Source organism: Paenibacillus mucilaginosus 3016, assembly GCF_000250655.1.
Lineage (GTDB): Bacteria > Bacillota > Bacilli > Paenibacillales > NBRC-103111 > Paenibacillus_G > Paenibacillus_G mucilaginosus.
Genome location: NC_016935.1, coordinates 7,319,201 through 7,336,626, shown reverse-complemented (window position 1 = coordinate 7,336,626; position 17,426 = coordinate 7,319,201). Strand labels below are relative to the sequence as shown.

The window sequence follows — 17,426 nt, the reverse complement described above, 5'->3', positions numbered from 1 at the left end:
ATGCCGCGGCGACTGGGCGAGGGAAGCCTGGTCCCGCTGCCATGCGTGGCGAGACGCCATTGCCGGGGATTATCGGCACGCGCTGCCTTGCCTGGCCAGGAGCCCGGCTTGAGCAGCCATGCCGCGGCGAAGGAGCCGGGCACGGGAAGCCTGGCCCCGCTGCCATGCGTGGCGAGACGCCATTGCCGGGGATTACCTGCTCGCGCTGCCTTGAGCGGCGAGAAGCCAGGAATCGTGAGCCCGAGCTTGAGCTGTCTTGCATGCCGAGGCGTACACCAGCATCCGTGACGCTGCCCGGCTCCCGCTGCCAAGCCGGGAGGGAGCGCCCAGCCTCGTAGTACAAGCCACCTATTCTGGTAACGGGAGTGGGATGTTTGGGTCTGGGCGTCGGGATTATCCCTTTTTAACATCCTCCAGGCTCGCCCCGTAGTTAATGTGATACACCTGACCGTCCAGCACCAGCGCAGGCACGGACACGACGCCGGACGCTTCGGCTTCGCCGATCCTGGCCGACTGCTCACCGAGATGAACGATCTCCGTCGTCACCTGTGCCGGATCGAGATACTCAACCACCATTCGCTCCGCGCTTACGCATACCCGGCACCCCGCATGGTAGAACACCGCTTTTGCCATTTCTCATCGCTCCTTCGTTAAGTTGTGGTTTGTGCTTACAACCTGAGTATAGAAGGAATGGGCCCTTTCCATCTATTTCTAATTTGAACTGGTTACGATAGGTTCACCCTATGGATAAGCGGGGGCAGGTGATTTTGGGGGCGGCGGGAAAAACCTTCCCGATTTTGGTATACTAGGAGCACGCAAGGAAAGAGAAGGGATGATGGCATTGACAACGGGATTCGCATCTTTACATATTAATCCCCATTTCGTACAGCGGCTGGAGGAGCTTGAGATCACAGAGCCTTCGCCGATTCAGGCCGACGCCATTCCGGTGGCGCTCACAGGAAAGGACCTGGTGGCCCAGTCGCAGACGGGCACGGGCAAAACACTGGCTTACGCACTACCGGTGCTGCAGAAGCTCGATGAAAACCTGCGGGAGGTTCAAGCGCTGGTGCTGGTTCCGACCCGCGAACTCGGCATGCAGATCGTGCAGACCGTAGAGGAGCTGACGAAAGGGACGGGCCTGCGCGTCCAGCAGCTCATCGGCGGGGCCTCCATCGACCGGCAGATCGACAAGCTGCGGACGAAGCCTCAGATCGTGGTGGGCACGCCGGGACGGGTGCAGGAGCTCGTGAAGCTGCGCAAGCTGAAGCTGCACGGCATCAAGACGGTCGTCGTGGACGAGGTCGACCAGGTGTTCGAGCTCGGCTCCATGCAGGACGTGGAGGCGCTGTTCAAGGGCATGCTGCGCGACCGCCAGCTGCTGTTCTTCTCCGCGACCTTCCCGCCGCCGATCCAGGCGGTCATTGACCGCTGGATGAACGATCCGGAATATGTGCGCGTGAAGCCGGCCCAGCGGACGTCGGAGACGCTGGAGCACGTATACTTCGTTTGTGAGGAGCGGGAAAAAATCGATACGCTCCGCAAGCTTGTGCGTTTGTACAATCCGCGGGCGGCGATCGTGTTCATCAACGAGACCGACAATATCGGCGAGGCGGTGGCGAAGCTGCAGTACGCCGGGCTGTCGGTCGAAGGGCTGTACGGCGATTCGTTCAAACAGGAGCGGGCCCGGACGATGCAGGGCTTCCGTGCCGGACGCTTCCAGCTGCTGCTGGCGACCGATGTCGCGGCGCGGGGACTCGACCTGCCGCAGGTGACGCACGTTATCAATCTCGATCCGGCGCTCGATGCGGATCATTATGTGCACCGCGTTGGCCGGACGGGCCGGATGGGCCGCAAGGGCATGGCCGTGTCGATCGTGACGCCGCGCCAGCAGTTCATTCTCGAGAAGTTCGAGAAGGCGCTCGGTATCACGATCGAACGCCGCGTGATGTCGCACGGCCGTCTGATCGATCCGGAGCAGGAGCGTGCGATCCGCCAGGAAAGCAAGCGCAAGCTCGTGGAGCGGCGGGTGCCGGGCGGCGAAGACGGACGCGGAGCGTCTGCGGAGCCGGGAGCGGCGCAGCGCCGTGACACCGCGGCAGGAGCCGCGCGGGCGGCAAGGCCTGCCGCCGAGCGCAGCGATGGGCCGGCCGGGGCGCCGCGTGAGGGCCGGGCGCCGGAGCGCGGGGAAGGCACGGCTGCCGGGCGTCCGGCTGCACGGACCGCCGGAGCGCCGGTACCGGGGGCGCGCGGGCCGCGATCGCCGCAGCCTGCGCCGGACAAGCGCAAGGCGGAGCGGGAGCGCGACCGCAAGAACAAGGGCGCGCCGCGCTGGCTGAAGGAGAAGCAGGACAAGCCGAAGGGCTAGGAAGCGCAGGGGGACGTCGAGGCCGGCCGCTGTGCAGCGCGGAGCCGAGATGCCGAAGCGGACGCGGTGCAGCAGCTGGGGCACCGCGACGCTGGCAGTGCAGCTAGGCCGGGCCGCTGGGCGGATGCACCGGCCGCGGCGAGTCCGAGTCCCGGAACCTGGGCATCCATGAGGCGTGGTCCGCTGTGACCGCAACCCGCGCGCTGAAGGATAGGCACAGTGAGTCGAAACAATAGGAGGCGGTGGTCGCCATGCGAGTGCTGATGAAGACGATCTTCCTGACGGGAGCCGTGCTGGTCATTGCCGCGGCGCTGCTGCTCTGGTTCCTCCGGCCCCAGCAGCCGCTGGATCTTGCCTATACCGAGCTCCCGCTTAGAGAGAAGGCGCTCGATATGCTCCGCAGCCGGAAGCTCGAGGTGGTGCTGACGGAGGCGGAGGTCAACGAGCTGCTGAAGAAGGCGCTGGCCGCCTCCCCTCAGGTATCCGGGAACGTCCGGATCACCGGCGCGAGATTCTATCTGGAGGGTGAAGCCTTGTCCGCCGATGTGCAGCTGCTCTACCGGGACCGCTGGGAAGCGGCGGGACGCCTGTTCTTCGACCTGTCCTGGCAGGACCCTTATCTGACCGCGGTTCATACGGGGACCGAGGTCAGGGGAGTCCGCCTGCCGGACGGATGGTTTCAGCTGCAGCCGCTGCAGGCGGAGCTGAACAGCTATCTGCCGCAGGCGGCCGCGATCCGCGACCTGCAGTTCGAGCCGGACGGTGTGCGGGTCGGCTTCCGTCTCCGCTGACGTAGCGGTTCAAGCTGCGGTATGCGGTATAGGAAGCGGCTCTGAGCTTAGGAGACGGTACAGGTAAGGGGGCCTGCAGCTGGAGGAAGTCATCTCCGCTTCGCAGAGTCCGGTGCGGTTAGCCGGCGGATCCAAGATAACGGAACTCAGGTATCTTATTGAGGTATTTCCCGTGATTTCCTGAAGAATAGCGGAACTCAGATGCCTTATGTGGGGCCGATTGGAAGTAGACTAAACGGTGGACACAACTTAAGGAACGACCTTTATAATAAAGACAAACGAACAAAGGTCGAGGTGTGCCATGAGTCAGCAGCGGGAGAGTTACGACAGTGAGTTTAAGAAAAAAACAGTGGAACATATAGAGAAGGAGGGGAAGAAGCCAATTGAGATTGCCCGGGAACTTGGGATTCCGAAAAGTACCTTAAGCCGCTGGATCAAACAGTACGGGAAAAGTGCAGCTTCGGAACAATCACAAGTCTTTGTGGATTACGAACGACTAAAAAAGTTGGAGCAGCAAAACCGCGAACTGCAAGAGGAGAACGAAATCTTAAAAAAGGCAATGCACTTCTTCACGAAAGACCGGGACTGATTTTTTCGTTTATTTATAAACACCGCTTCCAGTACCGTGTCGAGAAGATGTGCTCCGTTTTACAAGTATCCAGAAGCGGCTATTACAAGTGGGTAAAACACAAGCCTAGTAAACGGGAAAAGCACCGGATGTGGCTGAAAAAACGCATCCGGCATCACTTTTACCGTTTGAAGAAGCGCCCGGGCAGCCCCGTGATTACTGCGATTCTGCGAGAGGAAGACGGTTGTGCTGTCTCCTCAAAAACGGTCAGTCGCCTTATGAAAGAGATGGGTCTTAAGTCGATTACGGTTGGAAAATACAAAGCAACGACCAATTCCAACCACAACATGCCTGTTCATGACAATATCCTAAATCAGCAGTTTAAAGTGGAGGCACCCAACAAGGTCTGGGTAACAGATATTACTTATGTCGCCACTGGCGAAGGCTGGCTATACTTAGCCAGTGTGATGGACTTATATTCACGTAAAATCGTGGGCTGGGCTACAGGCGCGCGGATGACTAGGGAGCTCGTGATCGAAGCCCTGGAGCTTGCTTACAAGCGTCAGAAACCGGCCCCTGGCTTGATCCACCACTCCGACCGCGGATCTCAGTATGCAAGCAGTGATTACCAAGAACGGCTGGCAGACTACTTCATGACCGGCAGCATGAGTCGAAAAGGGAACTGCTATGACAATGCGTGTATCGAGTCTTTTCACAGTACATTGAAAAAAGAGCTTGTGTACCAAACCAAGTTTAAAACTCGTAAACAAGCAACCGATGAACTCTATAATTACATCGAGTTTTACTACAACCGAACACGGCGCCACTCCACTTTGGGTTATAAAACGCCTCATCGCTTTGAACAGATGTACCATGAACAAAGAGCAGCTTAGCGTTAAAGGGTTCCTTCATTTTTGTGTCTACTTTATTGACAGAAGTCCAGATAAGCCCAGAAACAGCTTCGATCTCGCGAATAGCGCATCTGAGTTCCTTTATTTCTGATGGGAACCTTCAAAAAGTCGAAATAGCACATCGTACTTCCGCTATTTACAGCAAACCGCCTGCGCGCCGACTCGATTTCACCAGCAGACATAGCAAATAAGCCTTCTCCGCCATGGGAGAAGGCTTATTTGCTATCGACGATACCCTATTACATGCCAACCGGCGCTCCGCGGCGCCGCTAAGCCTTCTGCAGGCCGCCGCGGTCCGGGACCTGCTTGCCTCCGCCGCCCTGGTTTTTCCGGCGCCGGAGGGTGAGGGTGAACGGCAGGCCGATCAGCACGACGACGGTGGCTGCCCAGTAGACGTCGTTGACGCTCATCGTGAAGGCCTGCGCTCCGATGGCGGCCTGACCTGCAGCGCCGCCGGTCTGAGCGAGATCGGCCGAGTGGACGCTGACGCGGGAGGCCAGCATCGACGTGAACAGGCCGATGGAGAAGGAACCGAGTCCCTGACGGATCCAGTTGTTGACGGACGACGCATGTCCGGACAGCTCGCGGGGGATGACTTCCATGCCCGCGTTCGAGGCCGGCATCGTGGCCAGGGCGATCCCGATGTTGCGGACGGTCATCCAGAGGATGATGTAAGTGTGCGATACGCCAACGGTCAGCTGAGCCATGGCCAGGGTGCCGACGGCAATGAGCAGAATGCCCGCAATGACGAGCGGCATCGGCCCGATTTTGGTATACAGCTTGCCGGTGATCGGCATGAAGACCGCCATGGCGAGGGACGCCGGCAGCAGAATCAGACCCGTATCCAGCGCGCTTACATGCTGGATGTTCTGCAGGAACACCGGCGTGAGATAGGTGCCGGAGTACAGGCTGACCGTAATGATACAGCTGAGGATCAGCGTGTACGTATAGACCGGATACTTCAGCACCCGGAGATTCAGCAGCGGCTCCGCCACCCGGTTCTCCCGCCGGATGAACAGAATAAGGGAGATCAGGCCGACCGCCAGAAGCGAGAGCGTCTGCCAGGAGCCCCAGCCCCAGGTATGGGCGTTGCTGAAGGCGACGAGCAGGGAGGCGCTGCTGAGGATGACCGTGACGAAGCCGGGCAGGTCGAAGGTCTTCGGCGCGGCGATCCGGTAATACGGGATGTTGCGCACCGCAACGTAGATGGCGACGATCCCGAACGGCAGGTTCATCAGGAACAGCGAGTGCCAGTCAAAAATCTGGATCAGCCAGCCGGCAATCGTCGGACCGAGGGCGGGGGCCAGCATGGCCGACAAGCTCCACATGGAGATGGCGAACGGCTGGCGTTCGCGAGGAATGACCTGATAGATGATCGTCATCGTCGTCGGCATGACCATGCCGCTGAAGACGCCCTGCAGGATGCGGAAGGCGATCAGCGATTCGATGTTCCAGGCCGCGGCACAGAGTCCCGACATCAGGGTGAAGCCGACCAGTGCGAAGACGTACAGGTATTTGGTACTGAACCGGTCGCCGAGATAACCGGTGATCGGGGCGATAATCCCCGTGGCGAGCATGAAGCCGGTCAGGGTCCACTGGACCATATCCAGACCGGTGTTAAAGTCTTCCATAAGCACGGGGATCGCCACGTTAATGGTGGAGACGCCCAGGATGGCCAGGAACGACCCGAAGAAAATGCCGATGAGCAGGGGCCAGAACGCCACTGGCTGATTCCGGTCCTCCACCGGCGGCAGGGGGGTGGACATGAGTGTTTCTCTCCTCTCCTTGCTGAACAAGCTTGCAGTATGGCTTTGTATCTCTTTTTGTGTCTTGCTGTCTTTGTCGAGGCGTTTCCGCCTGCTTATTCTTTGTACTCCATGGCCTTGCGGAGCAGCCGGGTCAGTTCGGTCTTCTCCCCGGTGTCCAGGCCTTTCCAGAAGCGTTCGACGAGCAGTGAAGCTTTCTCATCCAGCTCCTGCAGCGCCTCGAGGCCCTGGTCCGTAATGCGCAGCTGGACGACGCGGCGGTCGGACTCCAGCGGCACCCGTTCGGCGAAGCCGCCGGCCACCAGCTTGTTGGCCAGGTTCGTAACGGCCGGCAGCGTAATCTGCAGCGCTTCGGCCAGCTCGGAGGAACGCCGGACCCCTTCGGCCCGGAGCACCTCCAGCAGGTAGTACTGCTGGCTGGAGAGATTATTGCGCAGCGCGCTGCTCATCTCCGCGATCCAGCGTCGCATGGCGAGGCGGGTCCATTTTTCAATCTCGGTCCGCGCGGTGGGTTCTAACATCAGAATATACCTCCGAATCATGGAAAAAAGGGGAAGAGCTTCCCTTATGTATTAACCATTCAATAGTTTACTAATTGAATACTTTAACTCTTGAACAAATTAATTTTACTCCCGCTGGAGCCCCATGTCAAAAAACAAAAGAGCCCTGCAGCCGCTCTATACAGTATGAGCGCTGCAGAACCCCGGGTATTCGGTCCGTCTTAGCTTGACACTTCTTATTTCTTTCTTTTTTGGACATAGGAAGGATACACGATCTCTCCGCTGTCGAGCTTCGCGATCTCCTCCGCACTCCAGCCCTCGATCTTGCTGCGTCCGGTCACGCCCGTAACCTTGATCGCATACTTGCTCTCGAGATAGCTGTGCAGGGCCGGCATGTCCGCTTCCTTCAGCTCGCGGAGCGTCTTCTTGCCCTGGATCTGCCCCAGGATCACGCCGATCGATTCCGCCGCCAGGCTCGTATTCGGCTGAATGCGCGCACTGCCGTAAGCGATGGCCGAGGAGCCGACATTCTTGCCCGCGAGAATGACGTTGTCGTAATTCTTGAGCAGGAAGCTGCGCAGCGGCATCCCGTACTTGTCGGGACGGCCCATCTCGATGCCCCACTTGTTGGCGGAGGTGCCCTGCAGATCCAGCGGGTAGCCGCCGATGGAGACGTTGTCCCAGAACATTCTGGCTCCCAGCATGTCGGACACTTTCAGCACATAATCCGTTTCGTAGTGGTTGTACTCGCGGATATACGGATAGCTCGGGAAGCCGTTCAGCTCCGCCTTTTCCCAGCCGGTGATGTTCCTCCGGAAGTGTTCGAGAAGCAGCGGTATCTCTTTCTTCCCGAGCTCCATCGCCTCCGCCACGGACTTGTCGTCCGCCGGGTTCACCGTGTAGATCAGGAAGGCGTTGATGAGCACTTCGCCGTCCCGCTGGTGGACCGCATTGAAGCCGCGCAGGAACACTCTGTCGTTGGACGGCTTGTACTTCGACGTCATGCCCGAAAGGCCGATCGCATAGCTGTGGTCGACCGAGCCGTAGCCGTACTTGGCGCTGCGTTCCTTGGGGGTCATGGCTTTGAAGCTGCTCTGGAATCTCTCCCAGTCGACATTCTTGAATTTCATCATGAAGCCGGCGCTCATATATTCGATATCCTTCTGTCCGTAAAAGGCTTCCAGGCCCGGCATCCGCACGGCACCCTTGAGCCGGGATACCACGGCCGCGTAGTCGGTGTTCTCCACTACGTAATTCGCCGTCAGGCGCTTCTTGACCCCGTCCTTGGTCGTGTAATCGATACCGGCCACCTTGCTCTCGCTGCCGAAAGCACCTGCTTCGAGCTGCACGCCGTCGATGTTCACCCCTTGCTCCACCGGGATGTCTTTGCTCAGCTTGCCGAAATACTGCTCGAACTCGGACAGCTTGCGGATCTTGCCGGCACGGAACCCGTCGAAGAGCTCCTTCGCGCGTCCCTGCACCAGCAGCCGATGCTGCTCGTCCCGCGTCTCGTCGAGGAACAGCATCTCGCCCTGCAGCACCTGCCCGCCGAAGGCCGGCCGGGGATCGATCACTTTCACCTTCAGCCCTTCATCCGCTGCGGCCCGGGCCAGATACAGCCCTTCGAGCTCGCTGCCGATCAGGGCAATGTCAACCTTTTCCTGTATACTGGCCTGCTTCACCGCTCCGGCATCCGTCTGCCCTGTGGACGGGTTTCCTGCCGCTTCACTGCCGGGGGTCTCCTGCTTGGCTGACGGCTGCGCCGTCTGCTGCCGGCTTCCGCCGAACTGGCCGGATACCAGTGCGGCCACGGCGGCGACCGCCACCAGGGCCAGGACGAGAAGTCCGACCGACAGCCTTTTTCCGTTCTTCTTCATGGGTGCCGTTACACGCTCCTCGTTCTCTCCAGACCGCTCCCGTACGGAGGGTTTGGCGTTACTGAAGACCAGTCTAACATTTTTAGGGAGAACGATCAAAGCACCCCCCCAAAGGTTTCCAATCCGGCGAAATCCTTAGTATTAGCACGGAACACTTCGCGAAGGTTGTTCTGAATTCCCAATCTGCATCACCATCAACCAACTTCATAATCAGAGGAGAATGACGATGAACAAGACGTTCAAGAAGTCCGTAATTTCCGGATTGACCCTGGCCATGATGCTCAGCGGTGCCACGGCGGCGTTCGCGGATAACGGTAACGGCAAAGGCAGCGATAAGAATAAAGGCAAGTCCGCAAATGTAAAGGCTTCCAAGGATGTGAATGTGAACATCAAGCTGAGCTTCGACGACCTGCAGGGTGCGGATGTCGAATGGGCACAACGCTATATCGCCTCCCTGGCCTCGAAGCAGGTATTCGAGGGCTATGAAGACGGCACGTTCCAGCCGCGCAAAACGATCACGCGGATCGAGGCCATCACGGCGGCGGTGCGTCTGATGGGGCTGCGCGATCAAGCCGAATCCGATGCGGCGAAGTCGGCCGATCTCAACTTCAAGGACAGCGACAAGCTCGAAGAGAAATATCCTTGGGCGGTCGGCTACGTCTCGGTAGCGCTGCAGAACGACCTGTTCTCCGAAACCGACACGATGGTTCAGCCGGAGAAAGAAGCGGACCGCCTGTGGGCGACGACGCTGCTCGTCAAGGCGCTCAAGCTGCAGAACGAAGCGAAGTCGAAAATGAACGCGAAGCTTCCATACAAGGATGCGTCGCAGATTCCGGCCGGTTCGGTGGGCTATGTCGCCGTGGCGATCGAGAAGAACCTCATCGACGGCTACGAGGACAACACCTTCCGCCCGAACAAGCCGGTAACCCGCGCCGAGCTGGCTGCGCTGCTTGATCGTACGGGCACCCAGCTGCCTGACCAGGCTTCCGTCAAAGGAACGCTTACGGCCGGTGTGAGCAATAACCTCCTTAATGTGAAGCTGTCGAACAACACGACAGTGAACATCGAGCTCGATTCGAACGCGTTTATTTTCCGCAATGGCTCCCGTGCAGCCTCGTCGGAACTGCGCGCAGGTGACGAGCTGCTCGTGCGCACGTACAACTCCAAGGCGATCTATGTGGAGGTCACGAAGCTGGCGAACAGCACGACGACGCCTTCCACGGACTTCAGCGTCTCGGGCACGCTGAACAGCTACAAGCTGAACAACCAGGGCGAGATCGCTACGATCACCATCAACCAGTCCGTGAACGGAGGCACGCAGACGGCCGTCTATCCGGTATCCTCGAACCTTTACATCTCCGGGGACCTGAGCCTGCTGACCGCCGGCCGCTCCATCGAGCTGAAGGGCAAGAACTCCGTTGTGACGACACTCATCATCCGCTAATTCGCTGAAATAGAGAGAGGTTCTCCTTCTATTAAAAAGGGTTAGGACGGCTGGAAGCAGCCCTTCTTTCGGTGCCTTAGGTGCGCCGGGGGGAGGGCTGTTTCGCATTTGGCGGGAATTGGGCGGAAGCACGCGGACGGAATGGGGTGGACACCGGAAGGGTTCGGTGTATAATGAATAGAAATTAGAATGAATGGAAATCCGAAAGCGGCTGGAGGAACCCCCGTCATGACAGAAGCATCTAATACGAATCCCATCAAACTTGAAGATATCCTCGTAGCCAGCCACGTGCTGAAGGATGTCATCCAACATACACCGCTGCAAAAAAACTTCATCCTCTCCGAACGCTACGGCTGCAATGTCTACCTGAAGCGGGAGGATCTGCAGGTCGTCCGCTCGTTCAAAATCCGCGGCGCCTACAATATGATCCGTTCTCTGCCCCAGGAGCAGCTGGAGAAGGGGGTCGTCTGCGCGAGTGCCGGCAACCATGCGCAGGGCGTAGCCTACTCCTGCAAGGCGCTGGGCATTCCGGGGCGCATCTTCATGCCGGCGACAACACCGCGGCAGAAGATCTCGCAGGTGAAGCTGTTCGGCGGCGCTTTCGTCGAAGTGGTGCTGACGGGCGATACGTTCGACGATGCCCTGAGGGAAGCTGTGGCCTACGGCCAGCGGGAAGGCATGGCCTTCATCCACCCGTTCGACGACCATAAGGTGGTGGCCGGGCAGGGGACCGTGGGCCTCGAGCTCATGAACGACCTGCGGGAGCAGGTGGACTTCGTCTTCGCCGGGATCGGCGGCGGCGGTCTGATCTCGGGCGTCGGCAGCTATGTCAAGAGCATCTCGCCGCAGACCCAGGTGATCGGCGTCGAAACGACGGGCGCCCCGTCGATGCAGCAGTCGCTGGAGGCGGGCGAGGTCGTGACGCTCGCCGAGATCGACAAATTCGTCGACGGCACGGCGGTGAAGCGGGTCGGCGAGCTGACTTACGGCATCACGCGCAGCGTTGTGGACAACATCATCGTCGTGCCGGAAGGCAAGGTCTGCACGACGATCCTTGAGCTGTACAACGAGAACGCCATCGTGGCCGAGCCTGCAGGGGCGCTTACTGTGGCGGCGCTCGAATTCTACCGCGAGCAGATCAAGGGGAAGACCGTGGTCTGCATCATCTCCGGCGGCAACAACGATATCGACCGGATGCAGGAGATCAAGGAACGCTCCCTGATCTACGAAGGCCTGAAGCACTACTTCATCGTGAACTTCCCGCAGCGCGCGGGCGCCCTGCGCGAGTTCCTCGAGCATGTGCTCGGCCCGAACGATGACATCACCCGGATTCGAGTATACGAAGAAGACGAGCAAGGAGAACGGGCCCGCCCTGGTGGGCATCGAGCTCAAGCATAAGGAAGACTACGGCCCGCTGACCGAGCGGATGATCCAGCGGGGCCTGCAGTTCAGCGAAATCAACAAGGATCCGAACCTGTTCAATCTGTTGATCTGACCGGGCGCGGAGCCTGCAGGGAGGAATGAGGAAGGCATGCCGATCGATGAGAAGCAGGAACCGGTGACCGATACGTTCCTGGAGGATTACGAGGAGTACGCCGAGGACGACGATGACCGCTGGCGTCCGGGCGGCCTGCGCGCCGGCTGCCGCGACCGCAATGCTGCGCTGCGCCGGCGTCCGCGGCTGATGTAAGCAGGCAGGTTGGAGCCCTCTCCGGTGATAAGCCGGAGGGGGCTTTTGTCATTTTTATTAACTCATGGTGCAGATTTGGGCAGGACCCCGAAGGCGGACATGGCGATCCGCAGCCCGAGCTTATTCTCGCCGGCTCCCTTGGCATCCGTGGAATTCACCGAATAGACGACACGCCGCTCGAGGTCACGCGTAGCGAACATGCCGTTCGCATAACCGGGTCTCGCTCCCGTTTTCCCCCAGAAAGTAATCCCGTTGATGACGGCGCGGGACATGCCCATGCTCATGGTCGCCCGCCCCGCGTCTTTGCCGTCTGGACTCCACGCAGGCACATCCGGTACGGTAAACATATGCTGGAGCTGGTCTTCAGGAACCAGCTGGCCCCGGAAGAGTGCGGTCATGAAGGTATCGAGGTCGGAGGTAGTGGAGATGATCTGGCCGGCGGCCCAGGTGAAGGACTGGCTGCCTTCGGTTACATCCACCAGCTCGGGTTTGCCGTTCTGCTCTACTGCCTGGTATCCCAAGGCATGGTTCCCGAGGATCCGGATATCGCTGCCCGGCAGGTAGGTGTCATACAGGCGGAGAGGTATAATGATGCGGGACTCCACTTCCGTCTCGTAGGTATTGCCCGTCACTGCTTCAATGAGCAGTCCTGCGAGGAAGTAGTTGATATTGGCATAATGCTGGCGGGTTCCCGGCTCGAACTCCATGGGCTGGGTTACGGCCAGCCGGACGACCTCCTCGGGTGTCCAGGTCATTGCGGGCAGGTCCGATTCCTTCACGCCGTCCGGGAGCTTGGGGCTTGGAAGCCCGCTCGTATAATGGAGCAGCTGGCCTACCTGAATGGGCGGATACGATTCGGGCAGCAGCCCGGGCAGATAGCTTTGGATCGGTTTGTCGAGGTCGACCTTGCCTTCGGCCGCGAGCTGGAGGACGACGGCGGCGGTGAACACCTTGGTGATGCTGCCGATGCGGAACCGTCCGTCAGCCCGGGCCGGCGCGCTCGTTCGGAGATCGGATACGCCGGAGGCGCCCATCCAGCTTTGTGTTGGGGTGCCCACGAAGACCAGTGCTGCCGTGGCCTCCTTATTAGGGAGTCCGGCTATAGCTTTGCTCACCGACGGCAGGTCCAGCGGAGGAAGGACCGTCCTGCCGGATTCCTTGGAGGCGGTAGCGCCTGCGGCATCCATGATGCCTGCGGGGACTTCGGAAGCGGCGGCACCAGCGGGCACGGCAGCGCCGAATGCGCTTACGGATACCATGGCGGACAGCAGGGAAGATACGATGATTTTTCTCACTATACTCATCTCCTTTGGTTCATGTTCACTTCCTCATTATGCAGTCTGAAGAAGTGTTACAGAACATCCTAAGGTCCAAGAATGAACTGGACTTTAGGCGGAGCAGCACAGTGTGCAGCGTGGAAACCACAGGTCCGGGGAGGTTGTGTGTTTTTTTGCTGGCGCAGTTGGGAAAAGGTGATGGAAACAGACAATACGCTCGGTGTGTTCCGCCAGGGGAAGGAATCAGAGGAGAAGCTGCTCGTGGTGTCCTATAAAACCCACGAAGACCAGGTCATCCGGCTCGAGCTGTCCGGCAATGCCGGTAAGGTCGAGATGCTGCGGCTGGCGCAGAGGTATACCGAAGCGGGAAAGCTGGCGGAGCCCTGGTCGCGGGCTTGCTGTGTTTTGTACGGCTTCGCGGAGGCCGTTTATTCTGTGATCGTCGCCTGTTAGGAGTCGGCGAGCAGCCGCTCGATCTTCTCTGCCGTTCCGCTTCCCGGAACCGGCGTGTTCACCAGCAGCTGAAGGTCGGGCGAGTCGATCACCTGCAGGGCCAGAGGCTCGAAGGTCAGCAGGCCGGCGGACGGGTGGCGGATGTGCTTGCGCCCCTCAGGCGTCTCGATCACCTCATGCCGTGACCACATCTCGCGGAACTCCGGGGAGATTTGGCTGAGCTCCTGCAGCGTCTCCGCCCACCAGGGGTCCTCGACGAACCGCCCGTAGCCTGCGCGAAACTGGGCCAGCAGGCGAAGGGCTTGAGCTTCCCATTCCTCTCCCTTCAGCTGACGCAAATAGGGAGAGGTGAACGTCATCCAGATGAGATTACGCTCCTGCTCATCCCATGCGTCATAGTCGCCGAAGACGGCGCAGAAAGCCTTGTTCCAGGCGACGACGGTCATGCGGGCATCCAGCACACAGCCGGGTGTGAGGCCGAGTCCGTCCAGGAACGGCTGCAGAGCCGAGGGGATGGACCTGCGGGCAGGTGGATCGGCCGGAGGAGGCTGCCGGTGCGCGAGCAGGAACAAGTGCCTTCGTTCAGCGGCATCCAGCTGCAGAGTCCGGCATAGGCTCTCCAGCAGCGCAGCCGATACGCTGATCTCCCGCCCCTGTTCGAGCCAGGTATACCACTCGACGCTGACGCCGGCGAGCAGTGCGACTTCCGTCCGCCGCAAACCGGGCGTCCGCCGTCTGCCGCCTGGCGGCAGACCGGCCTGCTCAGGGGATAACCGTTCACGGCGGCTGCGCAGAAATTCGGCGAGCTCGGTGCGTCGGTCAAACTTTTTTTGTTCCAAACGGTTCACAAGATTCGCCTCCGTTCCTTAGGGGGGAGTGCCACTTCCAGGATAAACGGACCACTCCTTGCCTTATCGGTTCCATTATACACTAAGGATGTCAAGGGCGACGGGTTCCCGGATGATTCTCAAGAGAGAGCGGGTACAGCGCCCCTTCAAACCCAAGGTAAAGGAGCAGGAGAAAATGGTGAACTATGCGATCGAAGGAAAAGTGGTTGTCATTACGGGAGCAAGCAGCGGGATCGGAGAGGCGGCCGCGCGGCTGCTGGCCGAGCATGGAGCGAAGATCGTGCTGGGGGCAAGACGTACGGACCGGCTGGAGGCTTTGGTATCGGAGATCCGTTCGGAAGGAGGCACTGCCGTATACCGGGAACTGGATGTTACGAGGCGTGAGCCTATGGAAAACTTCATGAGCTTCGCCAAAGTAACCTTCGGGCGCGTCGATGTCGTTGTCAATAATGCCGGTGTGATGCCGCTGTCGCCGCTGGCCGCCTTGAAGGTGGAGGAATGGGACCGCATGGTTGATGTGAACATCCGCGGCGTGCTCCATGGCATTGCTGCGGGGCTTCCGCTCATGCAGGAGCAGGGCGGAGGCCAGTTTGTGAACATCGCCTCCATCGGTGCGCATACGGTAGTGCCTACAGCCGCCGTCTACTGTGCGACGAAGTTCGCCGTCCGTGCGATCTCGGAGGGTCTGCGCCAGGAGATGGGCGGCTCCGGGATCCGGGTCACGCTGATCTCCCCGGGCGTGACGGAGAGCGAGCTGGCCGACACCATCTCGGATGACAAAGCGCGGGAATCGATGAAGGAGTACCGCCGCGTCGCCATCCCTGCTTCGGCGGTGGCCCGCTCGATCCTGCACGCCATCGGGCAGCCCGACGATGTCACCGTAAGCGAGATCATCGTGCGGCCAACGGCGAGCCCGGCATAAGGGCGGCGGAGATGCCGGATCCTGGGAGAAGCGTGGGGCCAGGCGGACAAACGAAGAGGAGTGAGGGAGGAAGGTCCCTTACTCCTCTTTGTTTACTTGCGCAGGCCGGCTGCTTTGGGGCTGCGGCGCATGAAAGGCTTGTCCATCCGCGCTGCTTACCGCGGCAAGCTTATGCCGGCTTGGACCGCTTAGGCGGCCCGCTCAACCTGGCCTTCGATTTCAATGCCTTTGAACCCGTTCATGAGAAGCTTGAAGGGCAGGTACGAGAGCAGCGAGAAGAAGAAGGCCGAGACAACGGAAGAGAGGGGAAAAACGACGAGAGAGATCAGCCCCGCGCTGAAGCCTTGTACCTGGGTACTGCCGATCCGGGTGGTCGCATCGTAGCCGGCCAAGGACAGGAGCAGCATCAGCACGCCGAAGACGATTCCGAGAGCCAGCCCGTTCAGGCACATCAGCTTCAGGTAGGATCCGAACCGCAGGTCCGGTGGAATAAAAAAAGATCACGAACCTTACGGTCCGTGATCCAAGGGGCGGCAGCCCCAATCTATTCGGTTTCTTACTTCACCGACACTTTGCCGAGATCCTGTACGCCCTGGTAGATCGTCTCGAAGAGCTCTTCGAGGTTCTCTTCCTCGATGCATGAGAAGGCGACGCGCAGGTCGGTCTCGCCGAGCGCGATCGTGCCGATGCCGTACTTGTCGAGCAGGTGGACGCGGAGCGTCTCGGCATCGACCGTCTTAAGCTGCAGGCACATGAAGTAACCGGAGTTGAACGGATAGTACTCCCACACGCTGTCGTACTTGCCGGAGTCGAGCAGGGCCTTGACCTTGTTCGCGCGGCCCTTCATGATGTCGAACTTCTCCTGCTTCTGCTGCGGGAAATCCGGGGACTGCAGCGCGTGCAGCACGAACGTCTGCGAAGGGTGCGGGCCGCTCGAGATCGTGGCGCGGATGATGCCCATCGTCTTCTGCTCCAGCGCGGCAAGCGTCGCTTCCGGCTGGCCGACATACGTGATGAAGCCCACGCGGAAGCCCCATACGTACTCTTCCTTCGTCGCGCCGTCCACCTTGATCGACAGCACGCGCTCATGCAGGTCTGCGAGGGCGCCTGCGAGCGACTCCTGCAGGGAGTTCTCGAAGAAGAGGCCGAAGTACGCGTCGTCCGTCACGGCCACCACGTTGATGCCGGCTTCCGCCGCTTCCTTGATGGCCGCCACGATGGAACGTCCTTCTTCCGCATCCGGCGTGTAGCCTGTCGGGTTGTTCGGGAAGTTCAGGACAACGATCGCCTTGCCCTTGGATTTCTGCGCAAGGAGCGCTTCCTTCAGCCCTTCGGCGTTGAAGCGGCGCTCGCTGTTATAGAGCGGATAATTGACGATCTCGGCACCGCGGCGGATGCCGAAGGTCAGCTCGTAGTTTTCCCAGTTTTTGTCCGGGATGACGACAGCGTCGCCAGGGCCTGTGAACAGGTCGGCCACGATGCTGAGGCCATGGGTCAGCGCGTTGGTGGCGATGGGATTCCCGAGGCTTTTGCCCTTCAGCGACGGGTTCTCTTCGATCATCTTCGCGCGCCATGCGGTGCGGAGCTCCGGCTTGCCCGCCGGCGGGGCATATTCATAAATGTCCTTCGGGTTGTACGCGGACAATGTATCCTGGATGACCTTCAGGTGCATCGGCTTGCCATTCTCGAGCGCCGTGCCGATCGTTGCGTTGAATTTCTTGGCCTTCGCCTTGGCTTCGGCGGATTGGCTCAGGATGCCCTCCTTTGGAAAATAAATCTGCTTCCCGAGATCGGAGAGCATGTCGTACACATGCGGAGCCTCCTTGGAAATCGTCTCATTCAGCTTGTGGGCAAGAGGGTTCATGACGGTCCATCCTTCCATAGGTCATCTGGATTTGTGCTGGAATTGCACTGGATTTTAACTAGCCCATATTATAGCACTTTAGTGTAATAGCGTCACGGCCCGTTTGGCATTTTTCGTGGATTTGGGCCACGAGCTGTGTTACCATAGTAG

At 59.7% G+C, this 17,426-nt stretch carries 15 protein-coding genes and 2 pseudogenes; 9 read left to right on the top strand and 8 right to left on the bottom strand.

Features of this window, described 5'->3' with window-relative positions:
- Positions 1–393: 393 nt before the first annotated feature.
- Positions 394–633 carry a thioredoxin family protein gene (locus PM3016_RS30250; protein ID WP_014372038.1) on the bottom strand — a complete coding sequence of 80 codons (240 nt, stop codon included), beginning with the start codon at positions 631–633 and terminating at the stop codon, positions 394–396.
- A gap of 199 nt (positions 634–832) precedes the next feature.
- Between PM3016_RS30250 and PM3016_RS30245 the strand changes: the two genes are divergently transcribed.
- From PM3016_RS30245 to PM3016_RS39170, 4 genes and pseudogenes are all read left to right on the top strand, one after another.
- Positions 833–2,365 (top strand): DEAD/DEAH box helicase, encoded by a 1,533-nt coding sequence (locus PM3016_RS30245; protein ID WP_014372037.1) that lies wholly within the window; start codon positions 833–835, stop codon positions 2,363–2,365.
- Positions 2,366–2,616: 251 nt separating this feature from the next.
- Complete coding sequence (locus tag PM3016_RS30240; RefSeq protein ID WP_013920272.1) at positions 2,617–3,156, top strand: hypothetical protein; 540 nt, start codon at positions 2,617–2,619, stop codon at positions 3,154–3,156.
- A gap of 301 nt (positions 3,157–3,457) precedes the next feature.
- Positions 3,458–3,727: pseudogene (locus PM3016_RS39175) on the top strand (transposase); the annotation flags it as partial.
- Positions 3,625–4,617 carry an IS3 family transposase gene (locus PM3016_RS39170; RefSeq protein ID WP_420798972.1) on the top strand — a complete coding sequence of 331 codons (993 nt, stop codon included), beginning with the start codon at positions 3,625–3,627 and terminating at the stop codon, positions 4,615–4,617. The pseudogene PM3016_RS39175 and the gene PM3016_RS39170, both read left to right, overlap by 103 nt.
- Positions 4,618–4,904: 287 nt before the next feature.
- Here PM3016_RS39170 and PM3016_RS30225 read toward each other — a convergent pair whose 3' ends face one another.
- The 3 genes from PM3016_RS30225 to PM3016_RS30215 all read right to left on the bottom strand — a co-directional run bounded on the left by PM3016_RS30225 (position 4,905) and on the right by PM3016_RS30215 (position 8,778).
- Entirely contained in the window at positions 4,905–6,401 is a 1,497-nt protein-coding gene (locus tag PM3016_RS30225) for an MDR family MFS transporter (RefSeq protein ID WP_014372036.1), read from the bottom strand.
- 95 nt (positions 6,402–6,496) lie between these two features.
- Positions 6,497–6,922 carry a MarR family winged helix-turn-helix transcriptional regulator gene (locus tag PM3016_RS30220; protein ID WP_013920270.1) on the bottom strand — a complete coding sequence of 142 codons (426 nt, stop codon included), beginning with the start codon at positions 6,920–6,922 and terminating at the stop codon, positions 6,497–6,499.
- A 215-nt stretch (positions 6,923–7,137) separates the two neighbouring features.
- Positions 7,138–8,778, bottom strand: coding sequence for an FAD-dependent oxidoreductase (locus PM3016_RS30215; protein ID WP_014372035.1), 1,641 nt, complete (start codon positions 8,776–8,778; stop codon positions 7,138–7,140).
- A gap of 226 nt (positions 8,779–9,004) precedes the next feature.
- On the opposite strand from PM3016_RS30215, the gene PM3016_RS30210 reads away from it, so the two are divergent.
- From PM3016_RS30210 to PM3016_RS38945, 3 genes and pseudogenes are all read left to right on the top strand, one after another.
- On the top strand, positions 9,005–10,222 hold the full coding sequence (locus PM3016_RS30210) for an S-layer homology domain-containing protein (RefSeq protein ID WP_013920266.1): 1,218 nt from the start codon (positions 9,005–9,007) through the stop codon (positions 10,220–10,222).
- 228 nt (positions 10,223–10,450) lie between these two features.
- Positions 10,451–11,717 (top strand): annotated as a pseudogene (gene ilvA / locus PM3016_RS30205) (threonine ammonia-lyase IlvA).
- 36 nt (positions 11,718–11,753) lie between these two features.
- Positions 11,754–11,912 (top strand): hypothetical protein, encoded by a 159-nt coding sequence (locus PM3016_RS38945; protein WP_013920264.1) that lies wholly within the window; start codon positions 11,754–11,756, stop codon positions 11,910–11,912.
- Positions 11,913–11,974: 62 nt separating this feature from the next.
- On the opposite strand, the gene PM3016_RS30200 is transcribed toward PM3016_RS38945, so the two are convergent.
- On the bottom strand, positions 11,975–13,216 hold the full coding sequence (locus tag PM3016_RS30200) for a serine hydrolase domain-containing protein (RefSeq protein WP_238540360.1): 1,242 nt from the start codon (positions 13,214–13,216) through the stop codon (positions 11,975–11,977).
- Positions 13,217–13,387: 171 nt separating this feature from the next.
- Here PM3016_RS30200 and PM3016_RS30195 point away from each other — a divergent pair, with 171 nt between their 5' ends.
- Complete coding sequence (locus tag PM3016_RS30195; protein ID WP_013920261.1) at positions 13,388–13,642, top strand: hypothetical protein; 255 nt, start codon at positions 13,388–13,390, stop codon at positions 13,640–13,642.
- On the opposite strand, the gene PM3016_RS30190 is transcribed toward PM3016_RS30195, so the two are convergent.
- The gene (locus PM3016_RS30190) at positions 13,639–14,490 is read right to left on the bottom strand and encodes a helix-turn-helix transcriptional regulator (RefSeq protein WP_013920260.1); all 852 of its coding nucleotides are present in this window, start codon (positions 14,488–14,490) and stop codon (positions 13,639–13,641) included. The two genes, PM3016_RS30195 and PM3016_RS30190, sit on opposite strands and share 4 nt — an antisense overlap.
- Before the next feature lie 175 nt (positions 14,491–14,665).
- Between PM3016_RS30190 and PM3016_RS30185 the strand changes: the two genes are divergently transcribed.
- A complete protein-coding gene (locus PM3016_RS30185; protein WP_014372032.1) occupies positions 14,666–15,412 on the top strand; it encodes an SDR family oxidoreductase in 747 nt (248 codons plus the stop codon).
- A gap of 188 nt (positions 15,413–15,600) precedes the next feature.
- Here PM3016_RS30185 and PM3016_RS30180 read toward each other — a convergent pair whose 3' ends face one another.
- On the bottom strand, positions 15,601–15,864 hold the full coding sequence (locus tag PM3016_RS30180; RefSeq protein ID WP_013920258.1) for a hypothetical protein: 264 nt from the start codon (positions 15,862–15,864) through the stop codon (positions 15,601–15,603).
- A gap of 104 nt (positions 15,865–15,968) precedes the next feature.
- Positions 15,969–17,276: an aminotransferase class I/II-fold pyridoxal phosphate-dependent enzyme gene (locus PM3016_RS30175; RefSeq protein WP_014372031.1), complete on the bottom strand. Its 1,308-nt coding sequence runs from the start codon at positions 17,274–17,276 to the stop codon at positions 15,969–15,971.
- Positions 17,277–17,426 lie beyond the last annotated feature (150 nt).